At 65.0% G+C, this 22,336-nt stretch carries 22 protein-coding genes; 10 read left to right on the top strand and 12 right to left on the bottom strand.

What is annotated here, in order from left to right; all coding sequences use genetic code 11:
• Positions 1–104: 104 nt before the first annotated feature.
• The 3 genes from QM712_RS25670 to QM712_RS25660 form a co-directional block, all read right to left on the bottom strand.
• Positions 105–431, bottom strand: a complete 327-nt coding sequence (locus tag QM712_RS25670; RefSeq protein WP_415025944.1) for a hypothetical protein — start codon at positions 429–431, stop codon at positions 105–107.
• A 33-nt stretch (positions 432–464) separates the two neighbouring features.
• On the bottom strand, positions 465–746 hold the full coding sequence (locus tag QM712_RS25665) for a hypothetical protein (RefSeq protein WP_415025946.1): 282 nt from the start codon (positions 744–746) through the stop codon (positions 465–467).
• A gap of 307 nt (positions 747–1,053) precedes the next feature.
• Positions 1,054–2,112, bottom strand: a complete 1,059-nt coding sequence (locus tag QM712_RS25660; RefSeq protein ID WP_415025943.1) for a hypothetical protein — start codon at positions 2,110–2,112, stop codon at positions 1,054–1,056.
• Between the two features lie 241 nt (positions 2,113–2,353).
• On the opposite strand from QM712_RS25660, the gene QM712_RS25655 reads away from it, so the two are divergent.
• Positions 2,354–3,382 (top strand): patatin-like phospholipase family protein, encoded by a 1,029-nt coding sequence (locus QM712_RS25655; protein ID WP_415025942.1) that lies wholly within the window; start codon positions 2,354–2,356, stop codon positions 3,380–3,382.
• Positions 3,383–3,389: 7 nt separating this feature from the next.
• On the opposite strand, the gene QM712_RS25650 is transcribed toward QM712_RS25655, so the two are convergent.
• Both QM712_RS25650 and QM712_RS25645 read right to left on the bottom strand, forming a co-directional pair.
• Positions 3,390–3,818 carry a CBS domain-containing protein gene (locus QM712_RS25650; protein ID WP_415025941.1) on the bottom strand — a complete coding sequence of 143 codons (429 nt, stop codon included), beginning with the start codon at positions 3,816–3,818 and terminating at the stop codon, positions 3,390–3,392.
• 188 nt (positions 3,819–4,006) lie between these two features.
• Complete coding sequence (locus QM712_RS25645) at positions 4,007–4,816, bottom strand: rhomboid family intramembrane serine protease (protein WP_415025940.1); 810 nt, start codon at positions 4,814–4,816, stop codon at positions 4,007–4,009.
• 450 nt (positions 4,817–5,266) lie between these two features.
• On the opposite strand from QM712_RS25645, the gene QM712_RS25640 reads away from it, so the two are divergent.
• On the top strand, positions 5,267–5,821 hold the full coding sequence (locus tag QM712_RS25640) for a PAS domain-containing protein (protein ID WP_415025939.1): 555 nt from the start codon (positions 5,267–5,269) through the stop codon (positions 5,819–5,821).
• Positions 5,822–5,890: 69 nt separating this feature from the next.
• On the opposite strand, the gene QM712_RS25635 is transcribed toward QM712_RS25640, so the two are convergent.
• The gene (locus QM712_RS25635) at positions 5,891–6,280 is read right to left on the bottom strand and encodes a hypothetical protein (RefSeq protein WP_415025938.1); all 390 of its coding nucleotides are present in this window, start codon (positions 6,278–6,280) and stop codon (positions 5,891–5,893) included.
• 146 nt (positions 6,281–6,426) lie between these two features.
• Here QM712_RS25635 and QM712_RS25630 point away from each other — a divergent pair, with 146 nt between their 5' ends.
• On the top strand, positions 6,427–6,933 hold the full coding sequence (locus tag QM712_RS25630; RefSeq protein ID WP_415025937.1) for a GNAT family N-acetyltransferase: 507 nt from the start codon (positions 6,427–6,429) through the stop codon (positions 6,931–6,933).
• 125 nt (positions 6,934–7,058) lie between these two features.
• Positions 7,059–7,355 carry a hypothetical protein gene (locus tag QM712_RS25625; protein ID WP_415025936.1) on the top strand — a complete coding sequence of 99 codons (297 nt, stop codon included), beginning with the start codon at positions 7,059–7,061 and terminating at the stop codon, positions 7,353–7,355.
• An 80-nt stretch (positions 7,356–7,435) separates the two neighbouring features.
• Here the strand turns inward: QM712_RS25625 and QM712_RS25620 are convergent, their stop codons facing one another.
• The 4 genes from QM712_RS25620 to QM712_RS25605 form a co-directional block, all read right to left on the bottom strand.
• Positions 7,436–9,376: a DEAD/DEAH box helicase gene (locus tag QM712_RS25620; protein WP_415025935.1), complete on the bottom strand. Its 1,941-nt coding sequence runs from the start codon at positions 9,374–9,376 to the stop codon at positions 7,436–7,438.
• Between the two features lie 218 nt (positions 9,377–9,594).
• Complete coding sequence (locus QM712_RS25615; protein WP_415025934.1) at positions 9,595–10,107, bottom strand: hypothetical protein; 513 nt, start codon at positions 10,105–10,107, stop codon at positions 9,595–9,597.
• Positions 10,108–10,249: 142 nt separating this feature from the next.
• Positions 10,250–10,675: a VOC family protein gene (locus QM712_RS25610; RefSeq protein WP_415025933.1), complete on the bottom strand. Its 426-nt coding sequence runs from the start codon at positions 10,673–10,675 to the stop codon at positions 10,250–10,252.
• Positions 10,676–10,732: 57 nt separating this feature from the next.
• Positions 10,733–11,884 carry a zinc-binding dehydrogenase gene (locus QM712_RS25605; RefSeq protein WP_415025932.1) on the bottom strand — a complete coding sequence of 384 codons (1,152 nt, stop codon included), beginning with the start codon at positions 11,882–11,884 and terminating at the stop codon, positions 10,733–10,735.
• A gap of 118 nt (positions 11,885–12,002) precedes the next feature.
• On the opposite strand from QM712_RS25605, the gene QM712_RS25600 reads away from it, so the two are divergent.
• The 6 genes from QM712_RS25600 to QM712_RS25575 all read left to right on the top strand — a co-directional run bounded on the left by QM712_RS25600 (position 12,003) and on the right by QM712_RS25575 (position 18,801).
• Complete coding sequence (locus tag QM712_RS25600) at positions 12,003–12,536, top strand: AAA family ATPase (RefSeq protein WP_415025931.1); 534 nt, start codon at positions 12,003–12,005, stop codon at positions 12,534–12,536.
• A gap of 143 nt (positions 12,537–12,679) precedes the next feature.
• Complete coding sequence (locus tag QM712_RS25595; RefSeq protein WP_415025930.1) at positions 12,680–13,921, top strand: MFS transporter; 1,242 nt, start codon at positions 12,680–12,682, stop codon at positions 13,919–13,921.
• A 75-nt stretch (positions 13,922–13,996) separates the two neighbouring features.
• Positions 13,997–15,160, top strand: coding sequence for an MFS transporter (locus QM712_RS25590; protein ID WP_415025929.1), 1,164 nt, complete (start codon positions 13,997–13,999; stop codon positions 15,158–15,160).
• A 71-nt stretch (positions 15,161–15,231) separates the two neighbouring features.
• Entirely contained in the window at positions 15,232–15,843 is a 612-nt protein-coding gene (locus QM712_RS25585) for a PilZ domain-containing protein (protein WP_415025928.1), read from the top strand.
• Positions 15,844–16,172: 329 nt separating this feature from the next.
• Positions 16,173–16,799: a transglutaminase-like cysteine peptidase gene (locus QM712_RS25580; protein WP_415025927.1), complete on the top strand. Its 627-nt coding sequence runs from the start codon at positions 16,173–16,175 to the stop codon at positions 16,797–16,799.
• A gap of 835 nt (positions 16,800–17,634) precedes the next feature.
• On the top strand, positions 17,635–18,801 hold the full coding sequence (locus tag QM712_RS25575; RefSeq protein ID WP_415025926.1) for an acyltransferase family protein: 1,167 nt from the start codon (positions 17,635–17,637) through the stop codon (positions 18,799–18,801).
• On the opposite strand, the gene QM712_RS25570 is transcribed toward QM712_RS25575, so the two are convergent.
• Together QM712_RS25570 and QM712_RS25565 are read right to left on the bottom strand one after the other, a co-directional pair.
• Entirely contained in the window at positions 18,755–20,554 is a 1,800-nt protein-coding gene (locus tag QM712_RS25570) for a CHAD domain-containing protein (protein ID WP_415025925.1), read from the bottom strand. The two genes, QM712_RS25575 and QM712_RS25570, sit on opposite strands and share 47 nt — an antisense overlap.
• 432 nt (positions 20,555–20,986) lie before the next feature.
• Positions 20,987–22,300: an amidohydrolase family protein gene (locus QM712_RS25565; protein ID WP_415025924.1), complete on the bottom strand. Its 1,314-nt coding sequence runs from the start codon at positions 22,298–22,300 to the stop codon at positions 20,987–20,989.
• Positions 22,301–22,336 lie beyond the last annotated feature (36 nt).

The following is a 22,336-nucleotide window of genomic DNA, read 5'->3' as shown; positions in this document are numbered from 1 at the left end:
GTTTCCGAAATTCGGTAAAGGAGAATATATTCGGCGGCGCGGATTGACCGACCGCCTGGGTGTTTTGCCCGACGGGCAACGCAAGGTGTCGTAGCCGGGATCGACTAGAGCGGAGCGATCGCCTCGAGCGGATAGACGTCGATCGCGGGCTCTTCGTAAGGATGCGCGCTTCGGATCGCCGCGATCACGGCCGCGAGCTTGCCGGCCTCGCAGACAGTTTCGATGCGTTCTTCCTCGACCGCCTCGAGCCGCCCGACCTCGCCGATGGCGGGGCTGGCACCGGCATCGGGCCTGAAGCGGCCGACACCTTTCACCGTGAAGCTGCAATAGGAATAGTTGCCGATCACGCCGGCGCCGGCATCGCCCATCGCCTGCCGCACGCGATCACCGTCGGGCACCGGAACGAAGACGACGATCTTGCAGTGCTTCATCGCGGCTTCTCCACGCTGCGGGCGCGAACGCGGCTAGTCTTCACTCGACGCCGCGGAACGGTTGCGCAGATGGGCCTGCGACAACAGGAAGAACAATGCGCGCTCGCCATAATATTTGGCGGACGGGCGCGTGCGCTCGAAACCATCGGCGCATATCTTGCCGGACTGGTCGCACACCTGCCAACGCCAACCAAATCGCTTACGCCTGGTGAGGATCACTTCGAACATGCCGACGGGCTTGGTCCCCTGCTCCTGCCGGACCCGCAAGGCATTCGCACCTGCTCCGGCCTCCCCCGTTAGACGGATGACCGACATATAACCCAGCAAAACGGAAAGAGAATTAAATTGATTATCGGAAATGCGTCGCTTGCACGGCTGTGACGACGTCACAGATATGCTGGGAATAAGCTGCGTTCATCGGTGTTTAGCCGGCTCCGAGATGCAGCATCATGGCGCTTGCAGAGACACCCGGAGTCGTTGTGTGCGCAAGTGAACAGATGCTTCCGGCTGCCCGTTCTCAATAGCGCATAAAGGTAACATAGGGTAGATCGATCTTGCGCAATATGAGAAGCAACGCGCGAGGCACGACGCTGATGCGGTCCACGGCGACGCCACCGACGGACTAGCGCGCAACGACCTCGACTTCACCGTCGACGCCGTTCACGACGCTGAAGCCGCGCTCATAGACCTTGCCCTCGTTCTTCGCGATGGCGCGGTATTCACCTTCGGACAGCACGACGCGCGGGAAGGCACCGATCGATTCCTTGATGACGTCGCCGCCCGGCGTCAGGACCGACCAGGCGGTGTTCGCGAGTGCCTCGCCGCCCTTGTCGCTGACGAGCTTGAGCGTGATGACCGCGGCGCGATGCGTGATGGTGACGTCGGTGAGCTTGCCGGCCTGGACGCGGATGTCCGAACGCACCACCGAGTTGGCGTCGCCGTAATTGGAGATGATGTAGTAGGTGCCTTCCGGCAGCAGCACGACATCGCCGGCGGCGACGTTGGGCACCAGCGAGGCGCGCTCGCCGGCCTCGAACTGGCTGCCCTTGTAGATCGCGAACGAAATCTGATTCTGCGGAATGCGGCTGGTGCCGACGCGGCCCTCGATGCGCAGGCCGCCGGCCGGCAGCACGAAGGCTTCGCGGTCCGTCTCCGCCTTCAGGTTCACGGTGCGCACCGCGCTGACGAGGCCGAAGGCGACGTGGACGACATAGTTGCCGGGCGGCAGCACGATGTTGGGAGTCGGGTTGCGGTCCTCGCGGATCAGCTTGAAGGTGCCGTTCTCGTCGGGACGGTCGGCGAACACCCGCCAGACCAGGCCGCTGGTGATCGGCGGCGAGTCCTTGCCGTACTTCGCCGTCAGCGACAGCACGGCCTGTCCGGGCGCGGCAACGCCAAGGGGCGCGGCCGGCGGAACCGTGGAGACGACGGGCGGAATGGTCGGCGATGCCGGCTGGGTCAGGGTCGGCGGCAGGCTCGGCGCCGCGCCGGGACCGGATGGAGGTGCCAGGCTCACCGCCCCGCCCGGATCGGGGACCGAGGCCGGAGGGATCGGCGGCGGGCGGTCGGAGAAGAACTGCGCCTGGGCCGGGCCGAGGAGCACGAACGCAGCAAGAATCACCGCCGGCAACAGCCGAACGTTGCGCCGCCATCCGATGATGCCGTCACCCCCGCGAGTCATGCCACCTGCTTTTCACTGAAAACGCGGCAAATTCAAGCCTCAGGAACCCCACGAAATACGGTGACATGGAACCCGAATGAAGCCTGCGTGATTAGTCCTGCGGCAACCGGCCACCGCCATACTCCTGCCCCGAGCCCTTCCCAAAGCGGCATAAACCATGCTTCGCCCTTGCTGTGGCGGAGCACGAATCCGGTGCCTAGTCTGGTGATCGCGGCTGGCCCGGGCGGAGGAGAGAGTTTCGGTGCTGGACATATTGAAGGGGCGGGGCGCCAACGGCGCCACTGGCGAAAAGGTCGGCCTTGGCAGCATCCGCCGGCCTGTGATCGGCCTGGCGCTCGGCGGCGGCGCGGCGCGCGGCTTCGCCCATATCGGAATCATCAGGACCCTGCTCGCCAACGGCATCGTGCCTGACGTCGTGGTCGGCACCTCGATCGGCGCGGTCGTCGGCGGCGCCTATGCGGCCGGCCAGCTCGACACGCTGGAAGAATGGGGCCGCAGCCTGCAAGGGGTGCGCAACATCCTCGGCTATCTCGACATCCGCCTCAACGGTTCCGGGCTGATCGGCGGCGAGAAGCTCGCGACCCGGCTCGAGGAGGCGATCGGCCAGACCCTGATCGAGGATCTTCCGATGAAGTTCGCGACGGTGGCGACCGAGGTTCGCACCGGCCACGAGATCTGGCTGACGCGCGGCCGCGTGGTCGATGCCATGCGGGCCTCCTACGCCCTGCCCGGCATCTTCTCGCCCGTCCTGATCGGCGACCGCTGGCTGGTCGACGGCGCGCTGGTGAACCCGGTGCCGGTCTCGGCCGCGCGCGCGCTCGGCGCCGAAATCGTCATCGCCGCAAATCTTTCCAGCGACATCTTCACCCATTCCACGACGATCTATTCGCACGGCGCGATCCCGCAGCCGGTCGCACCGCCTGCCGAAGAGACGACCGCCAAGCGGCGCTTTCCGCGATTCTTCTCGCCCGAGAAGACCATGAAGCGCGAATTCTTCGGCGGCGGCGGACGGCCCGGCATCTCCTCGGTGATGGTCGACGCCTTCAACATCATGCAGGACCGCATCACCCGCGCGCGCCTCGCCGGCGATCCGCCGGACCTTCTCATCACGCCGCGGGTCGGACAATTCGGCTGGTTCGACTTCCACCGTGCCGAGGACCTGATCGCGTTCGGCGCCCGCGCCGCCGAGCGCGCGCTGGACTCGATCCAGGAGGCGATCGACGGTCTGGCGCCGGCGCCCGCGGGCAACGCCCCGCAGGTGAGCGAGTAGAGCGGACTCAGGCCGTCTTGATGTAGTCGCGCAGGGCTTCCTGCTCGGACTCGTATTCCTGCACGCGGCGCTTGACGATGTCGCCGATCGAGATGAGGCCGACCACCTTGCCGTTGTCGATGACGGGCAAATGGCGGAACTTGCCCTTGGTCATCATCTCCATGAGCTCGGCGACCGTGTCGGCCTCCTTGCAGGTCACGACCTTGCGGGTCATCACGCCGCTCACCGGCTCTTCCAGGACGCCCGCGCCGCGCTCGCCGAGCACGCGCACGATGTCGCGCTCGGACAGGATGCCCTCCAGCCGGCTCTGATTCATCACCAGCACCGCACCGATCTTCTTCTCGCCGAGCAGCTTGACCGCGACCGCCAGCTTGGCGTCCGGATCGACGCTCATGATCTGATGGCCCTTGGTGTTGAGAATGGAACGTACCGTCATTGTCGCCTCCCTGAATCGGACCCGTCCGCGTTTCGCGGTCCGGACTTGTTCACGAGTCTTCAACTAACAGTTTCAGCGCCGGTTTCATGCTCAGGCGCTTGTCGAAGCATTGCCGATACCGGCTTGTCGCTTCTGATCATTCTTCGCGGGAATGATGGATGAAATCGTGTCGAGCCGCAAGCGCCGCTTCAAATACGATTTGAAATGTCCTGTGATGACGCATCCGCAGCATCGCTTCGCACGCGCGGCACGGGATCGAACAGCGCGAACAGCAACAGGCCGGCGACGAAACCGCCGATATGCGCCTGCCAGGCCACGCTCGCCCCTTCCGTGCCGACACCGATCGCACCGACGCCGAACACGATGTTGACGCCGAACCAGACCGCGAGGAAGGCGATCACCCGCCCGTCGCGCAACGCCCGCGACAGCGGCAATGCCGGAACCTTGGCGGCGGTGTCGGCATCGGTACGGCTGAACGACAGGAAGCTGCCGCGCGCGAAGGCGAAACGGATCGCGGCCGCCATCGCGCCCGAGACCGAGGCGGAGGCGCCGATCATCGGCACGACAGCATGCTCATGAGTGACGAGATGGGCGAGCGCACCGGCCGCCGCCGTCACCGCCATGAAGGCGAAGAACCTGACGGCGCCGAAGCGCCGCGCCAGCGCACTGCCGAACGGCAGCAGCCACAACACGTTGAAGCCGATATGCGTGAGGTTGGCGTGCAGCAGCGAGTAGGTGACGAAGGTCCAGACCTTGGCGCCGGCGCCGCCGGGGATCTGCAGATTGAGCAGCGAGGAATCGTAGCGCTTGGGGATGAAGCCGAAGGCGTCGATGGTCCAGTTCTCGTACTCCGGCGGCAGCAGCACCCGCAGATGGATCACCGCCAGCAGGACGATGTAGGCCGTCAGCGCCGTCGGCAGCGTCAGGATCGGCTCGCGCCGGGGCTCCGGGAGGAGTTCGGCCGGCTGCTCCGGCGGAGAATTTGGCGGGGAGTCCAAGGGAGCTTCGCTTTCAGGCGCGACTGAACACTCACGTGGAGATATGCGCCTTTGCCCACCCTGTGCAAGTGCACAAATGGAAAAGGGAGGGCCCTGGGAGGCCCTCCCTGTCCGTGTCGGCCTTCAGGGCCCCAGAGGAATAAGGAGTATCCCCACCCCTCCCCGCGGCCCGTGACCAAACTGTTTGACGCCCGTGTACAGGCCTCGCCGAGAACCTGGAAAAGAACGGCGAGGCTTGCGACCGCGGTCACCATAGCAGCGCGGCGGAACAGGCAAAGCGCATAGTTAATTTAACGTTAACGACGCAAAGACCCGGCAAGCTCGCCCGAAAAAGCCCCTGCGGCATGGACGCTGCAGATCCCCTCCTGCACAACAACAAAGGGATCGCGGGTGCGCTGGAGCGGGACAGGTTTGTCCCACGCGGTTGCACCCCGGGGTAAGCGTTCAAACATGAAACATCCGTCGAGCCGCGAGTTCTTCGCGTATTGGGACAAGAAGCGCGGCAATGCGCGGGCGCCCGACCGGGCCGATATCGATCCGGCGGCCGTGCGCGGCCTGCTCGGCGACATCTTCGTACTGTCCTGCGAACAGGCGCTCGGCTTTCCATTCCGCGTCGCCGGCACCCGCGTTTGCGCCCTCACCGGCCGCGACCTGAAGGACCACAGCTTCGCGGCGCTGTTCACCGAGGCGAGCCGCAGCGAGATCGAGGAGATCGCCACCGTCGTGGCCGACGAGACGCTCGGCGCGATCGCCGGCGTCACCGCCATGCGCGAGGACGGCAGCAAGGCGCATCTGGAATTGCTGCTGCTGCCGTTCAATGCCCGTCCGCATACGCCCGTCAGCCTGACCGGCGTACTGGCGCCGTTCGACGATGAATGCGGCACGCTCGGCACCTTCACCCTCACCTCGTGGCGCTACCTGCACCAGCCGGAGAAGCTGCTGCCGCGCGCCATCCGCAAGCTGCAGATCGCACGCGGCCTGATGGTGTATGAGGGGCTGCGATAATCCCTTCGTGCCCCGGACGCCGCAACGCAATCCGGGACACGAGATCGTTCAGGCCTCAAGCGCCGAACGTCACGGCATCGCCAGGTGCCAGGCGCCGTTCAGGAAACCGTCGCCGGTGATGTCGCCGGGCTTCTGGTCCTTGGCGAAGGTGTAGAGCGGCTTGCCCTTGTAGGCCCATTGCTTGGAACCATCCTCGCGCGTGATGACGGTGTAGCCGTCGCCCGCGGCATCGCTGGCTTCCGCCTTCAGCACCGGCCAGTTCGTCGCGCAAGGACCGTTGCAAGCCGACTTGCCGTCGGCGTCCTTGTCGAAGGTGTAGAGCGTCATGCCCTTGGCATCGGTCAGCACGGCGCCCTTGTCGGTCTTGCCGGTCTTGGTCGGCGGCGCGGCGAATGCGGCGGGGATGATCGCGAGCGAGGCCGCGAGCGTGAGCGCGAGGCGGATCGAGGATGTCGTCATGGTGTCTCCTGTCATGCAATTGGCTTGCATGGGTAGGACGCCGCGCGATGCCCGGTATTCCTCGGGCGCCCGCATGGATATTTTTCACTGCACGCGACAGCGCGACGGAATAAATTGGATTCGACGAGACCACACGACGGATCGACATGAGCAAGTCGCATTGGCGCCGCGCGCACACGTCCGACCTGCACGCGATCGGCGCGATCGCGGCGCGCCTCCATCCCGATCTCCCCGAACGCCCCGAGGTGTTCGCGGAGAAGATGCGGCTTTATCCCGACGGTTGCCGCGTGCTCATCGCGGACGGCGAGATCGCCGGCTACGGGCTCTCGCATCCCTGGAAGCAGCACCGGATTCCACCGCTCGACGGCTTCCTCGAACGGCTGCCCGGTGACGCGGATTGCCTCTATGTGCACGACGTTGCGATTCTGCCGGATGCCCGCGGCGGCGTCGGGCGCGCCTATGTCGCGACGATCGAGCAACTGGCGCGCGCGGCGGGCATCGCGACGCTCGCGCTGGTCTCGGTCTACGCCACGCGGCCGTTGTGGGAGCGTCTCGGCTTTCGGCCCGTTCCGGCGGATGCGGAGCTGCTCGCGAAGCTCAACTCCTACGGCGCAGGCGCGACCTACATGCTCCGCGGCCTGGACGCGGCGTAAAGTCCCCCTCGTCCGTCGCGCTCACGCGGGCGTGAAACGTCCGCCTCGAACCGGCTTCGACCAGCTTCCGTCGAAGCAGAGTGCGAGCCGTTGCGGTCTCGCCGAACCGAGGCTGGAGAATGTCCATGACACTCACATTGTCGAAAGCCGCGTTCATCGCATGCGTTGCGACGACCGCCCTCACCGCGACCGGCGCCGGCGCGGCGCAGCTGCGCAACTATGGTTGCGACCTCGTCTTCTTCGATAGCTGCGGCGCGATCGACGCGCAGCAGCAGGCCGGCGGACGTCGCGTCATCAATCGCGACACCTCGCCGACCTACATGAAGCAGAGCGATCCCCGCTACAATTCCGCGATGCGTGATGCCGGAGGCGGTGGTGGTGGTGGCGGAGGCGGAGGTGGTGGCGGCGGTGGTGGCCGCTGAGCTCGTCACACGTCCCGGCATGACGATGCCGACGGAGCGGTCCGCCGGCATTGCTCTGGTCCAGTCGCCAAGGCTGCCGATCAGCCTCGGCGCTTCTTCTTCGGCTTCTTTCCGGACGGCCCCTTCGCGGCCCACGGGGTGACCGAAGGCGGCTCTGCCTGACCCTGCTTGTTCCGATGCTTCTTGTTCTTTCCGAACGTTGGAGCATCGTCGAATTTCGGGGCGTGCTGGCCATGAGCCTTGCCGCGCGGCTTGAACCCGCGCGTGTCACGCGGGCGTTCGTCGCGATGATCGCCGTCGCCGCTCTCGCGCCGCGGCGCGTGCGACCGCCCTTCCGAAGGCGCTTGCCGCTGCGGCGCGTCCGTCATCGGCTCGATGCGGATGCTGTCTTCCTTGTCCGGACGCTTGACCTTGACGGCGAAGGAGTCCGCGACCCGCTTGGAGATCTCGAACTCGGTGGTGGTGTCCATGATCTTGATCGCGCCGATGTCGCGCTTGTCGATGCCGCCGCGACGGCAGATCATCGGCAGCAGCCAGCGTGCCTCGGCATTCTTGCGCTTGCCGATCGCGGCCCGGAACCAGACGGTGGCCTCCGTCATCCCGTGGCGCGACGATTTATCGGATTTCGATCGGGGCCTGGCGGGACGGTCGCCGCCATCTGCGCCCTGGAATTTGTCGCGACCGCGATCGTCGCGCGGCCGGCTGCTGCGCTCGCCGGGATCGATGATGTCTTCGGGCGACGGCAGCCGCGCGCGATAGAGCCGCGCGAGCGCGGCTGCGATGTCCTCGGCCGACCGCTCGGCCAATAGCGCCTGCGCCATGACCAGATCGTCGGGCGTGGTCTCCTCCGTGAACAGCACGTCCTTCATGCGCTCGTGGTCGAGCTTGCGGATCTCGTCGGCCTGCGGCGCGGTGCCCCAGACCGCCTCGGTCCCCGAGAGATCGAGCAGCAGTTCGGCGCGGCGCCGGCGCGCCGGCGGCACCAGCAGGACGCTCGTCCCCTTCCGGCCCGCGCGCCCCGTCCGGCCCGAGCGATGCTGCATGACCTCGGCGTCGTTGGGCAGGTCCGCATGGATGACGAGGTCGAGGCTCGGCAGGTCGATGCCGCGAGCGGCGACGTCGGTCGCCACACAGACGCGGGCGCGTCCGTCCCGCAGCGACTGCAGCGCCAGGGTCCGCTCGTTTTGGGTCAATTCACCCGACAGCGCGACCACGGAGAAGCCGCGCTCCAGCAGCGCCGCCTGCAAGTGCCTGACGGCGTCGCGCGTGCTGCAGAACACCAGCGCGCTCGGCGCCTCGTAGAAGCGCAGCACGTTGACGACGGCGTGCTCGACGTCGCCGGGAGCGATCCGGATCGCGCGGTACTCGATATCGGCATGACCGCCTTCGTCGCCCGCGACCTCGATCCGGAATGCCTGCCGCTGATACTGCTTGGCCAGCGCGACGATGCCACGCGGGAACGTCGCCGAGAACAACAGGGTCCGCCGCGTCTCCGGCGTGGTCTCGAGGATGAACTCCATGTCCTCGCGAAAGCCGAGATTGAGCATCTCGTCGGCCTCGTCGAGCACGACCACCTTCAATTCCGAGATGTCGAGACGGCCGCGGCGCAGATGATCGCACAACCGTCCCGGCGTGCCGACGACGATGTGGGCGCCGGCCGCGAGTTCGCGCTGCTCGCGCCGCGGATCCATGCCGCCGACGCAGGAGACGACCCGCCCGCCGGCATGCCCATAGATCCATGCGAGCTCGCGCTGGACCTGCATGGCAAGCTCGCGCGTCGGCGCCACGATCAGAGCGAGCGGCGCGGCCGCCGGCCCGAACTGTTCGGCGCCCTCGAACAGATCCTTGGCCATGGCCAGCCCGTAGGCCAGGGTCTTGCCGGAGCCGGTCTGCGCCGAGACCAGGAGGTCGCGGTCGGCGGCCTCATCGGCGAGCACGGCGAGCTGAACGGGGGTCGGACGGTCGTAGTTTCGCTCGGCCAAAGCTCGGGCGAGCGGCGGGCTCAGGGACGGAAAAGACACGGGATGGAAAACCTTGGTTGATCCAGGCGCGGAATAGCGAGCCGAGGGGCCTGAAACTGCGTGCGCGGCAGACGGGGCGGCCGCACGCTGATGATTTGATTTGGAGGCTCTTTACGCCATGAGATCGCAAATAACCATGCCTATGATGCATGACTTGGCGGAAAGAGCCGCGCGCTCAACCCCAAGTCGAGGTGCGGCATGGCACGGCTTGGCGAGCTCTAGTCCCTGGATGTCACCAGCCTGTTGAAGCCGCCGGCAAGTCTCGCCCTGACGCGCATGACGTAGTCCTTCGCCGCGTAGCTCAGGGCGCGTATCGCGCGCCAGGCTTCGGTGGCCTGCAGCCACGCCCTCGCCTCGACGAACTTCCCGTAGCCCCAGGCGAAAGCCGGAATCTTCATCAGCTTGTCACGCGTGAGGTGGAACAGGCGCTCGACCAGAACGAGCTTGAGCAGCTCGCCGACGATGAATGCCCCCGCTCCGCTCAGGAACTGACCGGTCGCGACGAGGTAGGCGGCCACCGGCTTGATCGGCTCCAGAATGATGACGGGCACGGAAAACAGGGCGAGCGACGGATAAGGCGGCAGTGACCTGATCCAGGCCCGCAGCCGCTTGAACTCGAAATGCCGCCCCAGCCAGCGCGAGATGGGTCTCGCCATGGCCATGAACACCGCATCCACCAGGAAGTAGATGGCGGCGAGGATATAGGTGATGGGCGTCAGGATTCGCTTCACGGTAAACTCTCCCGCGAACTGAAAGCCGGAACCTGGGCTTTAGTTTCACCCTGGGATGGATAGTTCGCGAATTCCCTGTGGAACTTTCTGGGCACAGGCCGCGATCGGGCATTTCGCTGCCATTTTTGCGGAGAATCCGGCCTCAAATCTCCGCGTAGATCTCCAGCAGATTTCCGTCGGGGTCGCGAAAGAACAGGGTCCGGTGTCCGAAGGACTGGTTCGTTGGCGGCGACTGCAGCGCCACCCCCTGCCGCACGAGTTCGTCGGCGCATTGATCGACCTCGGGCGCCGATACCTTGAAGGCCAGCTGCAAGGAGGCGCTGCCTGCCGGCACCTGAACGTCCCCTGCGGTCCGGCCGGGTCTTGCCAGCGCCAACGTATTTCCGCCTACGCCGTATTCGATCCAGTTCGGCGAGAGCTCGCGCAGCAGGGGAAAGGCAAGGACCTCCTCGTAGAAGCGCCGCATCGCCGCCATGTCGCGCACGAAGATGACGGTGTAGTCGATCGCGCGAATGGCGCGGAAAGGCGAGCGCGGGTGTCGGCTCCGTTGCGCGGCTTGTTCATCCATCAGCGTGTCATTCCATTCCAAGATCGCCGCAGTGCGTAGCCCGTCCGGGCGACGGCCTCACTCGACCAATTCCGGCCACGGCACGATCGTCGACTTCACCGTCTTCATCGCCATCGCGTCCTTGACCGCCTGAGCGACGCCGTCCTCCGTGAACGGATAGATCGTCTGCATCTTCAACCACGGATATTTGTCGCGGGTGCGATAGAGCATGTCGACGCCGAGCGGCAGGTCGTTGCCGGTGAAGCCCCAGGAGCCGAGCACGTTGAGGTCCTTGGTGCAGATGCGGTGCCATGAGGTCTCGATCGAGCCGGCATCGGTGAACTGGCCCATCTCGACATAGGTGCCGCCGTCGCGCAGCATCTCGATGCCCTCGGGACCGGCGGTCGGGTGTCCCGAACAATCCATCACCAGATCGGCGCCGAAGCCGCCGACGATCTCGCGGACGCGCGCGATGCGGTCCTGCGGCGACCCGATCTCCTCGATGTTGACGGTCGCCTCCGCGCCGAACTCGCGCGCGAGCTTGAGCCGCGGCTCCTCGGGCGCGCCGACGCAGATCACGCGCCCTGCCCCCATCTCCCTTGCGGCCGCGACCGCGAGAATACCGATTGGACCCGAACCCTGGATCACGACCGTGTCGCCCCAGCTAAAACCGCCGGCGCGGCTGGCGCGATTGAAGGCGCGGATGCAGGACGTCAGCGGCTCCGACAGCGCGCCCAGCCGCAACGACATGTCGTCGGGCAGCTTGTAGATCTTGGTGCCCGGCAGCATGTCGAGATCGACATAGACATATTCGGCCCAGCCGCCCCACATGTGAGGCGCCTTGTCGAAGCCGAGATAGCGGCCGTAATAGACCGGCGTCAGGCACTTGTTCGCGGTCGGCGGGTAGTGGATGCAATAATAGCAGCGGCCGCAGGGCATCAGCGGCGGGATCATGACCTTCGAGCCGACCCGCAGCGGCTTGCTCATGAAATCCTCGGTGAATTCATCGCCGCATTCGACGATCACGCCGCCGATCTCATGGCCGAGCGTGAACGGCCAGGGCAGCGGTTTCGGCCAATGTCCCTTCAGGATGTGGAGGTCGGTGCCGCAGACCCCGCAGGCGCCGATCTTGATCAACGCGGCCTTCCGGCCGACCTTCGGCCACGGCACGGTGCGGATGACCGGCTCTGAGCCCGGCCCTGCGTGGGTGCAGACGCGGATCTGTTCCATGGCTGTCTCCCTCACCGCCCGCCTGTTATGATTGATTGGTGCGAGCTGACGGGAAGCGTATGTGAGATGCGCGGCCATGCCAAGCCGCGGCGCATTGCCCGCATGAGCGATCTGAAAAATGACACGCCTTCGACAGCCGGCATTGATCGTCTTTGGTGGACTTCCCGGCACCGGGAAGACGACGCTTTCCCGCGAACTGGCCGTGCGGCTCGCGGCGACGCATCTTCGGATCGACGCCATTGAACAGGCTCTGCGGGACTCCGGTCTCGCGGTCGGTGCCGCAGGCTATGTCATCGCCAACGCGCTCGCGGCCGAAAACCTGAAGCTCGGGCATCTCGTCATTGCGGACTGCGTCAATCCGGTGATGGCAAGCCGCGCGGGCTGGCGGCAGACCGCCTTGCAGAACTCGGCTCCGATCGTGGAGATCGAAGTGGTCTGCAGCGACCCGGCGACGCACCAGCGGCGCGTGGAGGGTCGAAGCGCCGACATCAGCAGCCACAAGCTGCCGAGTTGGGACGACGTGGTCAATCGCCACTATGAATCATGGGACCGGGAGCATCTTGTCCTCGACACGGCTCGCGGCTCGCTCGAGGATCTCGCCGCGCGGGCCGAGGCCTACACGCGAGAGACCATCGGTTCGCGAGCTCTGTAGTCCGCATCGGCGGAGCAATATGCGGGACGATTGGTCCCCGGTTGTCGCTTCGCATACCCGGGCCACGGCAGCCACACACCCATATGTCTTGAGCGAGCGGCGACGAACGTGTAAGGCCCCCGCAGTTCTGCCGTGGTGATCTCTTGAACTCCCTTCCCCAAAATCCTGTCGTCGCGTCCGGCTCTTTCGCGGCGATGAAGTCCCTGCCCTACCGTCTCCAGTTCATTGCCTACGTGCTGGCGATGATGGCCGACAACATCGAGCACGTGATCAGCTATTGGGTGGTGTTCCAGAAATTCCACTCGCCGACGCTCGGTGGATTTGCCGTGCTGTCGCACTGGCTGCCGTTCCTGCTGTTCTCGGTCGCCGTCGGCGGGCTCGCGGACCGGTTCGATCCGCGCCGGATCATCCAGTGCGGCATGCTGCTGTTCATCGTCGCGTCCGCCGGCTGGGGCTTCTTCTTCATCACCGACACCATCCAGATGTGGCACGCGATGCTGCTGCTGGTGATTCATGGCTGCGCCGGCGTGTTGTGGCAGACGCCGAACCAGCTCCTGCTCTACGATCTCGTCGCACCGGCCGACCTGCCGAGCGCGGTGCGGCTGAACGCGATGGCGCGCTATCTCGGCATCCTGGTCGGCCCTGCCGTGGGCGGCGTGATCATGCTCACGCTGGGCACCTCGCACGGGATCATCTTCAACACGCTGTTCTATCTGCCGATGCTGCTCTGGCTGTTCTGGGCGCCGGTGCGCGACACGAGCGTGGCGGTGCGCCGCTTCGCTGTCCGCGGCTTCGCCGACATCATGCTCACCATCCGTGCCATCGGCACGCAACCGGTGCTGGCTGCGATGACCTGGCTCGCAGGGCTCACCTCCTTCATGATCGGCAATGCCTACCATGCCCAGATGCCGGGCTTTGCCGGCGATCTCGGCAACGGCGATCCCGGCGTATCCTACAGCATCCTGCTCGCGGCCGATGCCGGCGGCGCGCTGCTCGCCGGCATCGCGCTGGAAAGCTGGGGGCGGCTCAAGGGAACACCGCGGACCGCGATCCTGCTCGCCATGCTGTGGAGCGTGGCGCTGCTCGGCTTCGCCGCGGTGAGGATCTACCCGGTTGCGATCCTGTTGCTGTTCTGCGCGGGCTTCTTCGAACTCTCCTTCAACACCATGGCGCAGGCCCTGGTCCAGCTGAACGCACCGGCGGACCTCCGTGGCCGGGTCGTCGGCCTCTACAACATGGCAGGCCTGGGAATGCGCGCTTTCAGCGGCATCACCGTCGGCGTATTCGGCGCGGCGATCGGAATCCACTGGTCGCTCGGCCTGTCGGCGGCGGTGCTCCTCGCCCTGCTGTTCTTCCTATACGGGCGTGCAACGAAGAAAGCCTGAGCGCGCGCACGTCTTCCCGTTGACTCCGGCAACCAGCCACCGCACGTTCGGCGGAATGGCAGTGGAGACGAGGCGTTGCAAAATCGCTGGTCCATTCTCGCGATCCTGTTCTTTGTCCGCCTCACCATCGCATTCCAATTCCAGAGCGTGGCGGCCGTCGCGCCGCTGCTGGAAAAGACATTCGGCGTCGGCCTCGCCGATATCGGCATCCTGATCGGGCTGTATTTCACCCCGGGCGTCGTGCTTGCGCTGCCGGGGGGCGCGATCGGCCGCGCCTTTGGCGACAAGCCGACGACGATCGCGGCCCTGCTGCTGATGACGGCCGGCAGCCTCGTCATGGCGCTGGCGGAAGCTTGGGGCTGGCAGATGGCGGGCCGGCTCGCTTCCGGCGCCGGCGGCGTGCTGTTGACGGTGCAACTCACCAAGATGGGCACTGACTGGTTCGCCGGAAAGGAGATCGCAACCGCCATGGCGATCTTCGTCAACTCCTGGCCGGCCGGCGTGGCGATCTCGCTTCTGGTGCTGCCGGCGATCGGCACCGCGCACGGCGCGAGCGCCGTCTTCCTTTCGGTCGGCGCGCTGACCGTGGCCGCGATCGCGCTGATCGCGCTCTATCGGCCGCCACCCGCGGCGGCTGCGGGACCGTCCGGCTCGGCTCGGCTCGAGCCCGTCGCACTGCTGGCGGTGATCGTCGCGGGCGCGACCTGGGGTCTCTATAATGTCGGCTTCGCCATGATCTTCTCGTTCGGTCCCTCGCTGCTGACCGAACGCGGCTGGACCATTGCCGCAGCCGGCTCCGCGATCAGCGTCGTGATGTGGCTGTCCGTGATCTCGGTGCCGGCCGGCGGCTATCTGGCCGACCGCACCAAACGGCCGCTGACGCTGGCGGTCGTGACGAGCCTCGCCGTCGCGCTCCTGCTGGTCTGGCTGCCGCGTTCGGACGCGGTGATCACGATCCTCGTCCTGATCGGCCTGATCGGCGGCCATCCGGCCGGGCCGATCGTGAGCCTGCCGGCCCGCGTGCTGGCGCCCGAGACCCGGGCGATCGGCATGGGCGCGTTCTACACCATCTTCTATGGGGCGATGATGCTGGGGCCGGCGGTCGCCGGGCGGCTCGCCAAGTCGGCCGGGAGCGCCGCGGCCGCCCTCGACGTCGGCGCGCTGGCCGTCCTGGCCTGCCTGCCGCTGATGTGGCTGTTCGAACGGATTGTTTCTGTCCGTAATCACCGCGACAAATGATAACGCCGCATTAACCCTATGCACCTTAGGGTCGTGCGGACTCCGCCCGGGCGGGGGGTCGGGTAATGAAAATGGCGTTGGCGAACAAAAAATTTCTTCCGGCCGCCGAGGAGCGTCGGCGTTTTCAGCGGGTGAAAGTCCACCTGCTCGGTCGCTATATGCTGCCGGATCGCCGCGAATTCCCCTGCCAGGTGATCAACATGTCGCCGGGCGGGCTCGCGCTGCTCGCGCCGGGCATCGGCAATGTCGGAGACCGCGTGGTCGCCTATCTCGACCATATCGGCCGGGTCGAGGGCAAGATCACCCGCATCATCGACAACGGCTTCGCCATGACGGTCGGGGCGACGCCGCGCAAGCGCGACAAGCTCGCCGCCCAGCTCACCTGGCTCGCCAACCGCGACATCCTCAACCTGCCGGAGGACCGCCGCCACGACCGTATCGTGCCGCGCAACCCGATCGCGGTACTGACGCTAGAGGACGGCACCAAGATGACGTGCCGCATCATCGACCTGTCGCTGTCCGGCGCGGCCATCGCCGCGGAGAACCGGCCGCCACTGAGAACGACGGTGCTGCTCGGCCGCGTCCAGGGCCGCGTGGTGCGAAATCTCGAGGACGGCTTCGCGCTGGAGTTCCTGCACGAGCAGCCCGCGGAGACTCTCGAAGAGAGCGTTACCGCGCGGTAAAGCGCAACCGCTTCAAAATCCCTGTTTTTCCAGCCTTGAAGGCGGCCTCCGCGATGCGGACGCCGCCTTTTTCACATCCAGCAACAGCCCTGCGCCGGTTAACACCGCCCCGCCGGCACGCGGAAACGGCAATACGGCCAGCGTTTTCGCGTTAATAGATAAAATTTGAATCGATTGCAGTCATTTCAAATTTTACGAGAATTCGATTCAAGTACAGATCGAATTCGATGCTCGTTTTACTTTCATTCGTCTCGACTTGACTTGGCCGACTTAGCGGCAACGCAAAAGCTCCATGCGAAATGTGGTCCCAACAAGAAACGGGGGCCACGATGTTCGATTTCAGGGGACGGGGAAAAAAGCTGGCGATGGTCGCCATGCTCCTCGGGATCAGCGCGACAGCGCAGGCCGGCGAAAGCCGTCTGCTCTACGCGAGCCTCGGCGACACCACGCGCGCGCCGATCGGCTGGGTCGAGTTCTGTGCCGAGAATGCCGCAGAGTGCCAGGGCGGGCCGTCGCAGCCGCGCGACATCGTGATGTCGCAGGCCGCATGGCGCGATCTCATCAAGGTCAATCGCTGGGTCAACGAGACCGTCAAGCCTTTGACCGACCAGGAGCACTGGGGCGTGATCGAGAAATGGTCGCTGCCGACCGACGGTTACGGCGACTGCGAAGACTACGTGCTGTTGAAGCGCAAGATGCTGATCGATGCCGGATGGCCGCGCGAGGCCCTGCTCATCACCGTCGTGCGCGACAAGAAGGGTGAAGGACACGCGGTCCTCACGGTCAAGACCGACAAGGGCGAGTTCATTCTGGACAACCAGAACGAGAGCGTCGTTGCCTGGACTGAGACCGGCTACCGCTTCGTCAAGCGCCAGTCGCAGAGCGATCCCAACGTCTGGGTCTCGCTCGGCGATACCAAGCCGGCGGTCGCCACCGCCAGCGCGAAGAACCAGTAGTCACCAAGGAACGAGTTACGCGACCCGGTCACATCCCCACCCCTCCCCGTCCCAGACCGGTTCGCGCGCGGCCAGCCATCCCCCAATGGCTGGCCGCAACCATTTTGGGGATGAGCGAACAGCGTCCAGTGCGCCCAGAATCAAGCTGGTGTTTGCCTGGCCGGCGAGGGTGCTGAAAGCATCGTGAGAGGGCATGCCGGCCAAGCGGGAAAACTCTTTGGGGCCGCCTTCGTGCCATCGTCACGCGACATCGACACCCTCACCAGCGCCGCAGCCAAATCCGCGCTGATAATCGCTAGGTCCTCTCTGCGAGAGAAGTCTGGAGTCCTGACGAACGTCTGGCGATCTGGCGCCCTGCAGATCGGGATCAACCGAGCTTTGCCGGTGCACGATCAGGCACGCTTCGAGCGAAGATCATCGGTCAGATGGTCATCGACGAAAGCGCAGCCCAGCTTAGTTGCGCCCTTCACGAAGCGCTTGATTCGGTCGGGGTATCGGAAACGAGTGGTCGATCGATAAGGGCGAAGCAAGCGTGGAACTGTCGGCGGCACATTCGCCGGCCGTGACCGCTTCACCTGAACGCCACGCGCCCCGTCTTCCGGCGGCGACGGTACGAAACATACGATCGAGCGCCATATCCGGCCGTAAATGCGATCGCGATCAAGATCAGCAGTACGGTTTCCATTGCTACGAAATCTCATGTGGCTGACGAAGCCGCTGCGCAGCAATGATGCGGAACCTCGTCTACTCGCCCTACTTGCCGAAACAAAATTAACAACTATAGATCATATGTTTCTATGTATTTCTACATGTGTCGATATGTTTCGGAGAATTCATGCTTCAAGTCAATGGGGGGAGGATCCCGTCGTTAGACGGGTGGAGAGCACTTGCGATCATTTCCGTGATGCTGACTCACCTTTGGGCCACGAATAAATTTCACGACGATGGTCCGATCACTCACTATGTGACGATGCAGGGAGATCTTGGCGTCAGAGTCTTCTTCGTCCTGAGCGGATTTCTGATCACCCATCTGCTGCTCACCGAATACGAGAAGTTCGGCCGCATCAGCCTGAAGGCCTTCTATACCCGCCGCATCCTGCGGATTTTCCCGGTGTATTACGCCTACCTGTTCGTTTTGCTAGCGCTGAGCGCGGCTGGGCTTTATCGTGAAGGCCTCACGGCATGGATTGGCGCGTTCACATTCACGCGCGACCTGATCGGTCAGTCAAGCGCAACAGGCCATTTCTGGAGCCTTGCCGTCGAAGAGCAGTTCTATTTGATCTGGCCCGCAGCGATCGTGGGCCTCAGCCTCACCCGGCGGCGGCGCCTCTTCTCCGCGCTGCTGACGGGAGTGATGGTCATCTGCTTCGTAGCCAGGTTACTTCCTTGCGCTCCAGAACTCGTCTGCAAAACGATCCTCCGCAACCATTCGCCGCTCATGTACATGGACTCGATCGCGGTCGGGTGCCTCATGGCGCCAGCGATCGACAGCAAGACTTTCTGGCGATGGAGACCAAGTCTCGGGTTGCCCGCGTCAATCCTGCTCCTCGCATCAACCCTGTTCGTCGATGTCGAGAGCAAGTTGCTCAGTTCGATTCTCCTGACGACGCAGGCTCTACTGATCGCGATCTGCGTGGCGGTTTCGGCCACCGCCAAATCCGGCATTGTGTTTCGAACGCTGAATCATCCCGCCATCGTTCAGATCGGGCTGCTCTCCTATTCGCTCTACGTTTGGCACATGATATTTCTGGCGCACTTCATTGGCCCCCCGCTAGCTGCGCTCCCGATTTACGACTGGCGCTTGTGGTGGATACCTTCATTGATAGTCGCGATCATATCGTTCCACCTGTTCGAGACACCAATATTGAAACTGAAGAAACGCTTCGAACGGATGCCACGGCACATGTCGCCGGAATTGGCAGCAAGGCCGCGAGTACAGGAGGAAATTGGCTCGATCAGTCCTGACCGGCGTATCGCGACCAGGGCACGCGGGTGGCCGTGAACTCGCGCCACGTGCTCCGCAAGGACGGTTGAACGCCGACCGATGCGCGCGCCTGCCAGCCGGCGATGGCGGCGACCGCGGTGGCGCTGTCGGGCGTCTCGGCGCCGAGCCCGTCGAGCAGAGACGCCGTCACCGCCATGTCGTTGAAGGCGCCGAGTTCCTCCTGCAAGGCGGCGAGCCGTCGCGAGAACCGTCGCGCGGACCTGCAGTCCTCGTACAGCGGCAGCAAAAACTCGGCGAGATAGCGCAGCCGCTTCGTCGCGAGGCGGACGCGGTGCAACTGCTCCGCCGGAAGCGACTTGAAGCGGCGGCCTCGCTTGAGCACCTTCGCGTATTGTCCCGCGAGGACGCGTTCCGCAAAATTCACCGCGGGTTCCGCGAACTGGCCGAGGTCTTCGGCGGCGACGCCGTTGCGCCAGCCCCGTGTCTCGATCCAGTCGCCGAGGCCGATCAGGAAGACGGCGCAGCGGCGGTCGTCGAGCGCAAGATGTGCCTTGCGATAGGCTGCCGACTGGCGTTTCGCCGCAACCTGCCCCAACGCATCGAAGCCGGCAACTGAGGCACAGGCCTTCGCGATCGTCGGCAAGGTCTCGAGCTGGAAGACATCCCAGTCGCGCGCGGCGGACAGATCCTGCGCCAGCCATCTGGCTTCCGACCGCAGCGCGTCGAGATTGCTGAGCGCTCCAACCGATCCCATCAGGTCGAGAGCCGATCGAAGCCGGCGCAGCGAGACACGCAGCTGATGGATGCCTTCGGGATTGCGGCCGTCCTCGGCCGCCGGCAGCGACTGCAGGAGATGGTGGAAGCAGGACCGCAGGATCGTCGCGAAAGCCTCGTCGAGGGTGACCGACGGATCGAGACGAAGCTTGCGCGGCCGTCGCGCCGATGGCGGCGTGCCGGCCGCGAGGTCGAAGCCGCGCGCCGACTTGCTGCGGATCGACGGCTTCACTGCTCCGTGCTCGGCGAGCCGCAACGCGATCTCGTAGATCGTGCTCGCGCTGCCGCCCTTGAGCTCCAGCTCGATCTCGCTCACCGGCATCGATCGATCGCCCGCCTTCAGGCTGCCGTGGTCGAAGGCCACCTCCACCGTTCCGGACGGCAGGTCGATCATGCGCGTGTGACGATGGATGTCGGCCGTGAACACGGCTTCGAGCGGCTGAGCCTGTAGATTGTCCCGAAGCTTGACCGGGATGAAGGGCATCGCCAGCGCGAGATCGGGCGCGAGCGAGGGAACGCTCGCCTCCCACTCGCCACGGCGCAGCGGATCGTCCGCGGCATCGGTCTTCACGGTCTGCACGAAGCGGGCGCCGCTCTGGCGAACGCGCAGGCTCAGCCCGTTGCGCCGAAGCATCCGGTCCGGCGTGTCATAATAGACGGAGTTGAGATGCTTTCGCGTGCCCTTGTTGCGGGCATTGCTCGCGATGATCGGTGCAGCGTTGAAATGCGCCATGCGATCGGCATCGACGAGAAGCTTGAGCTCGATCTCGCCCGCAGGAAGCGCGGCGCGGTTCGGCTGCGAAGGCACCGGCGCGGATGTCGCGCTCTCGGAAATCGTCTCTTGAACCGCTGACTCTTGAGTTGACGTCTCGTGAGTCAGAGCTTCGTCAAAGAGTGTTGTTTGCGCGCCGGCTTCGGCGGACCGAGCCTCGGCGAGAAAGCCGGCGGTGTATTCGATCTTTCGCGCCTTGGGGACTGGGTTCCCATCCAGCCCGCTCGGCGTTTTGCGGGCCGGAGTTGTGTCGGATTTAAGCATTTACCGGGACATGACGTTTCGATGACAGGCGACAACATACAGCCGAGACGAGGTCCGAGGAAGAGCCACGTTGGACTGACGCGAATGCGCATCGGCGAGACGCCATGTGAAGAGATCAGGCAGTTCCGTGACGTCGTGAGCGGATTGGAATGAATTAAATGACCGCAATCGCCGCAAACGATCGGAATCGCGAGCAAATCTCACCGGCTTTTTGTCGGATTGATGCGTCAGCGGGCTTGACAGTGCCGTCCAAACAATTCGTTGGAGGCAAATCGGTGTCCACAAGCCATGCGCCCAATGATGGGCTCGCGATTATGACAGTCGTTTTCCGCGAGATGGCACAACCGTGCACTGCGGAAAACCGACCGGGACGAGAGCACGTCTCGCGTCAGTGTCGATTCCCGCGCAACGTTTCGGTCATGCCTGCGCGCATCAGCGCGCAAGCGTGTTCTTGTAGATCTTTCCGTCCTTCATGATCACCACGAAGTTCTTCGCGGGATCTTCGACGAGCCGGATGTTGTCGAGCGGATTGCCGTCCACAAGCAGAAGGTCGGCGAACGCACCTTCCGCCACCACGCCGAGCTTGCCGGGATAGGGATTGCGTGGCCCCGACATGCTCAGGAGTTCGGCATTCGTCGACGTCGCCATCGCCAGCGCTTCGGCCGGCGTGTACCAGCGCGTGAGCACGGCCAGCATGGCGCCCTGCTGGTTCGCCAGCGCCTTCGAGAACAGGATGTCGGTGCCGAAGGCTGTCTTGATGTGGTACTTCTTCGCGAGCGTATAGACGCGTTCGGTGCCGGCAACGACCTGCCGCATCTTGTCCTGCTCGGCCGGCCCGAGCGCGGCGGCGCCGGACAGATCCAGGAACGGCTGCGTGCTCAGCCAGACGCCCTTCTCCGCGATCAGCTTTGCGCTCGCCTCGTCCATGAGGTGACCGTGCTCGATGCACTTCACGCCGGCTGCGATCGAGCGCTGGATCGCGACCGGGGTGTAGGCATGGGTCGCGACATAGGTGCCCCAATTGTCGGCGGCTTCAACCGCCGCGCGCAGCTCCGGCTCGGTGAAGGTGGAGACGTCGAGCGGACTGAAGGGCGATGCAACGCCGCCGCCGGCCGTGAGCTTGACCTGCGATGCGCCCTGCATGAGTTGCTCGCGCGCCCGGACGCGGACCTCGTCAGGGCTGTCGGCGACCATGCTGCCGCCGATGCGCTCCATGCGGCTGAGCATCCCGCCGATGGTTCGCGGCAGGTCGGAGAGCTGGCGGAAGTCGCCGTGGCCGCCGGTGATGGTGATCATGGCGCCGGACGGATAGATGCGCGGGCCCGCGACGAGATCTTCGTCGATGGCCTGCTTCAATCCGAAACTCGGACCGCCCATGTCGCGCACGGTGGTGAAGCCGCGCATCAGCGTCGCGGTCGCCTCGGACGCGGCCAGCAGATTGTTGTAGCCAACATCGCCCGCGAGCGCGGCCATCGGCGTCGGGCGCACCAGCATCGTGTGCCAATGCGCATCGATCAGACCCGGCATCAGCACGCGGCCGCCGCCGTCGATCACTTCACCGGCGGCGTTGATGTCGCCGGCTGAGATCTTCTCGATGACCTTGTTCCTGACGAGGACGCTGGACGGCGCGGACAGCGCACTGGCCTTGCCGTCGAAGATCCGGACGTTGCGAAACAGGATCACGGAGTCCTGTTGCGCCTGCACCGGTGACGATAGATCGAAAACCATTCCGGCGACCGCGAGCATTGTCGCAACCCGCGGCAACACTGCCGGCCTGCTCAA

Source organism: Bradyrhizobium sp. (genome assembly GCF_047605465.1).
Lineage (GTDB): Bacteria > Pseudomonadota > Alphaproteobacteria > Rhizobiales > Xanthobacteraceae > Bradyrhizobium.
This window is presented reverse-complemented; position numbering and strand designations above follow the sequence as displayed.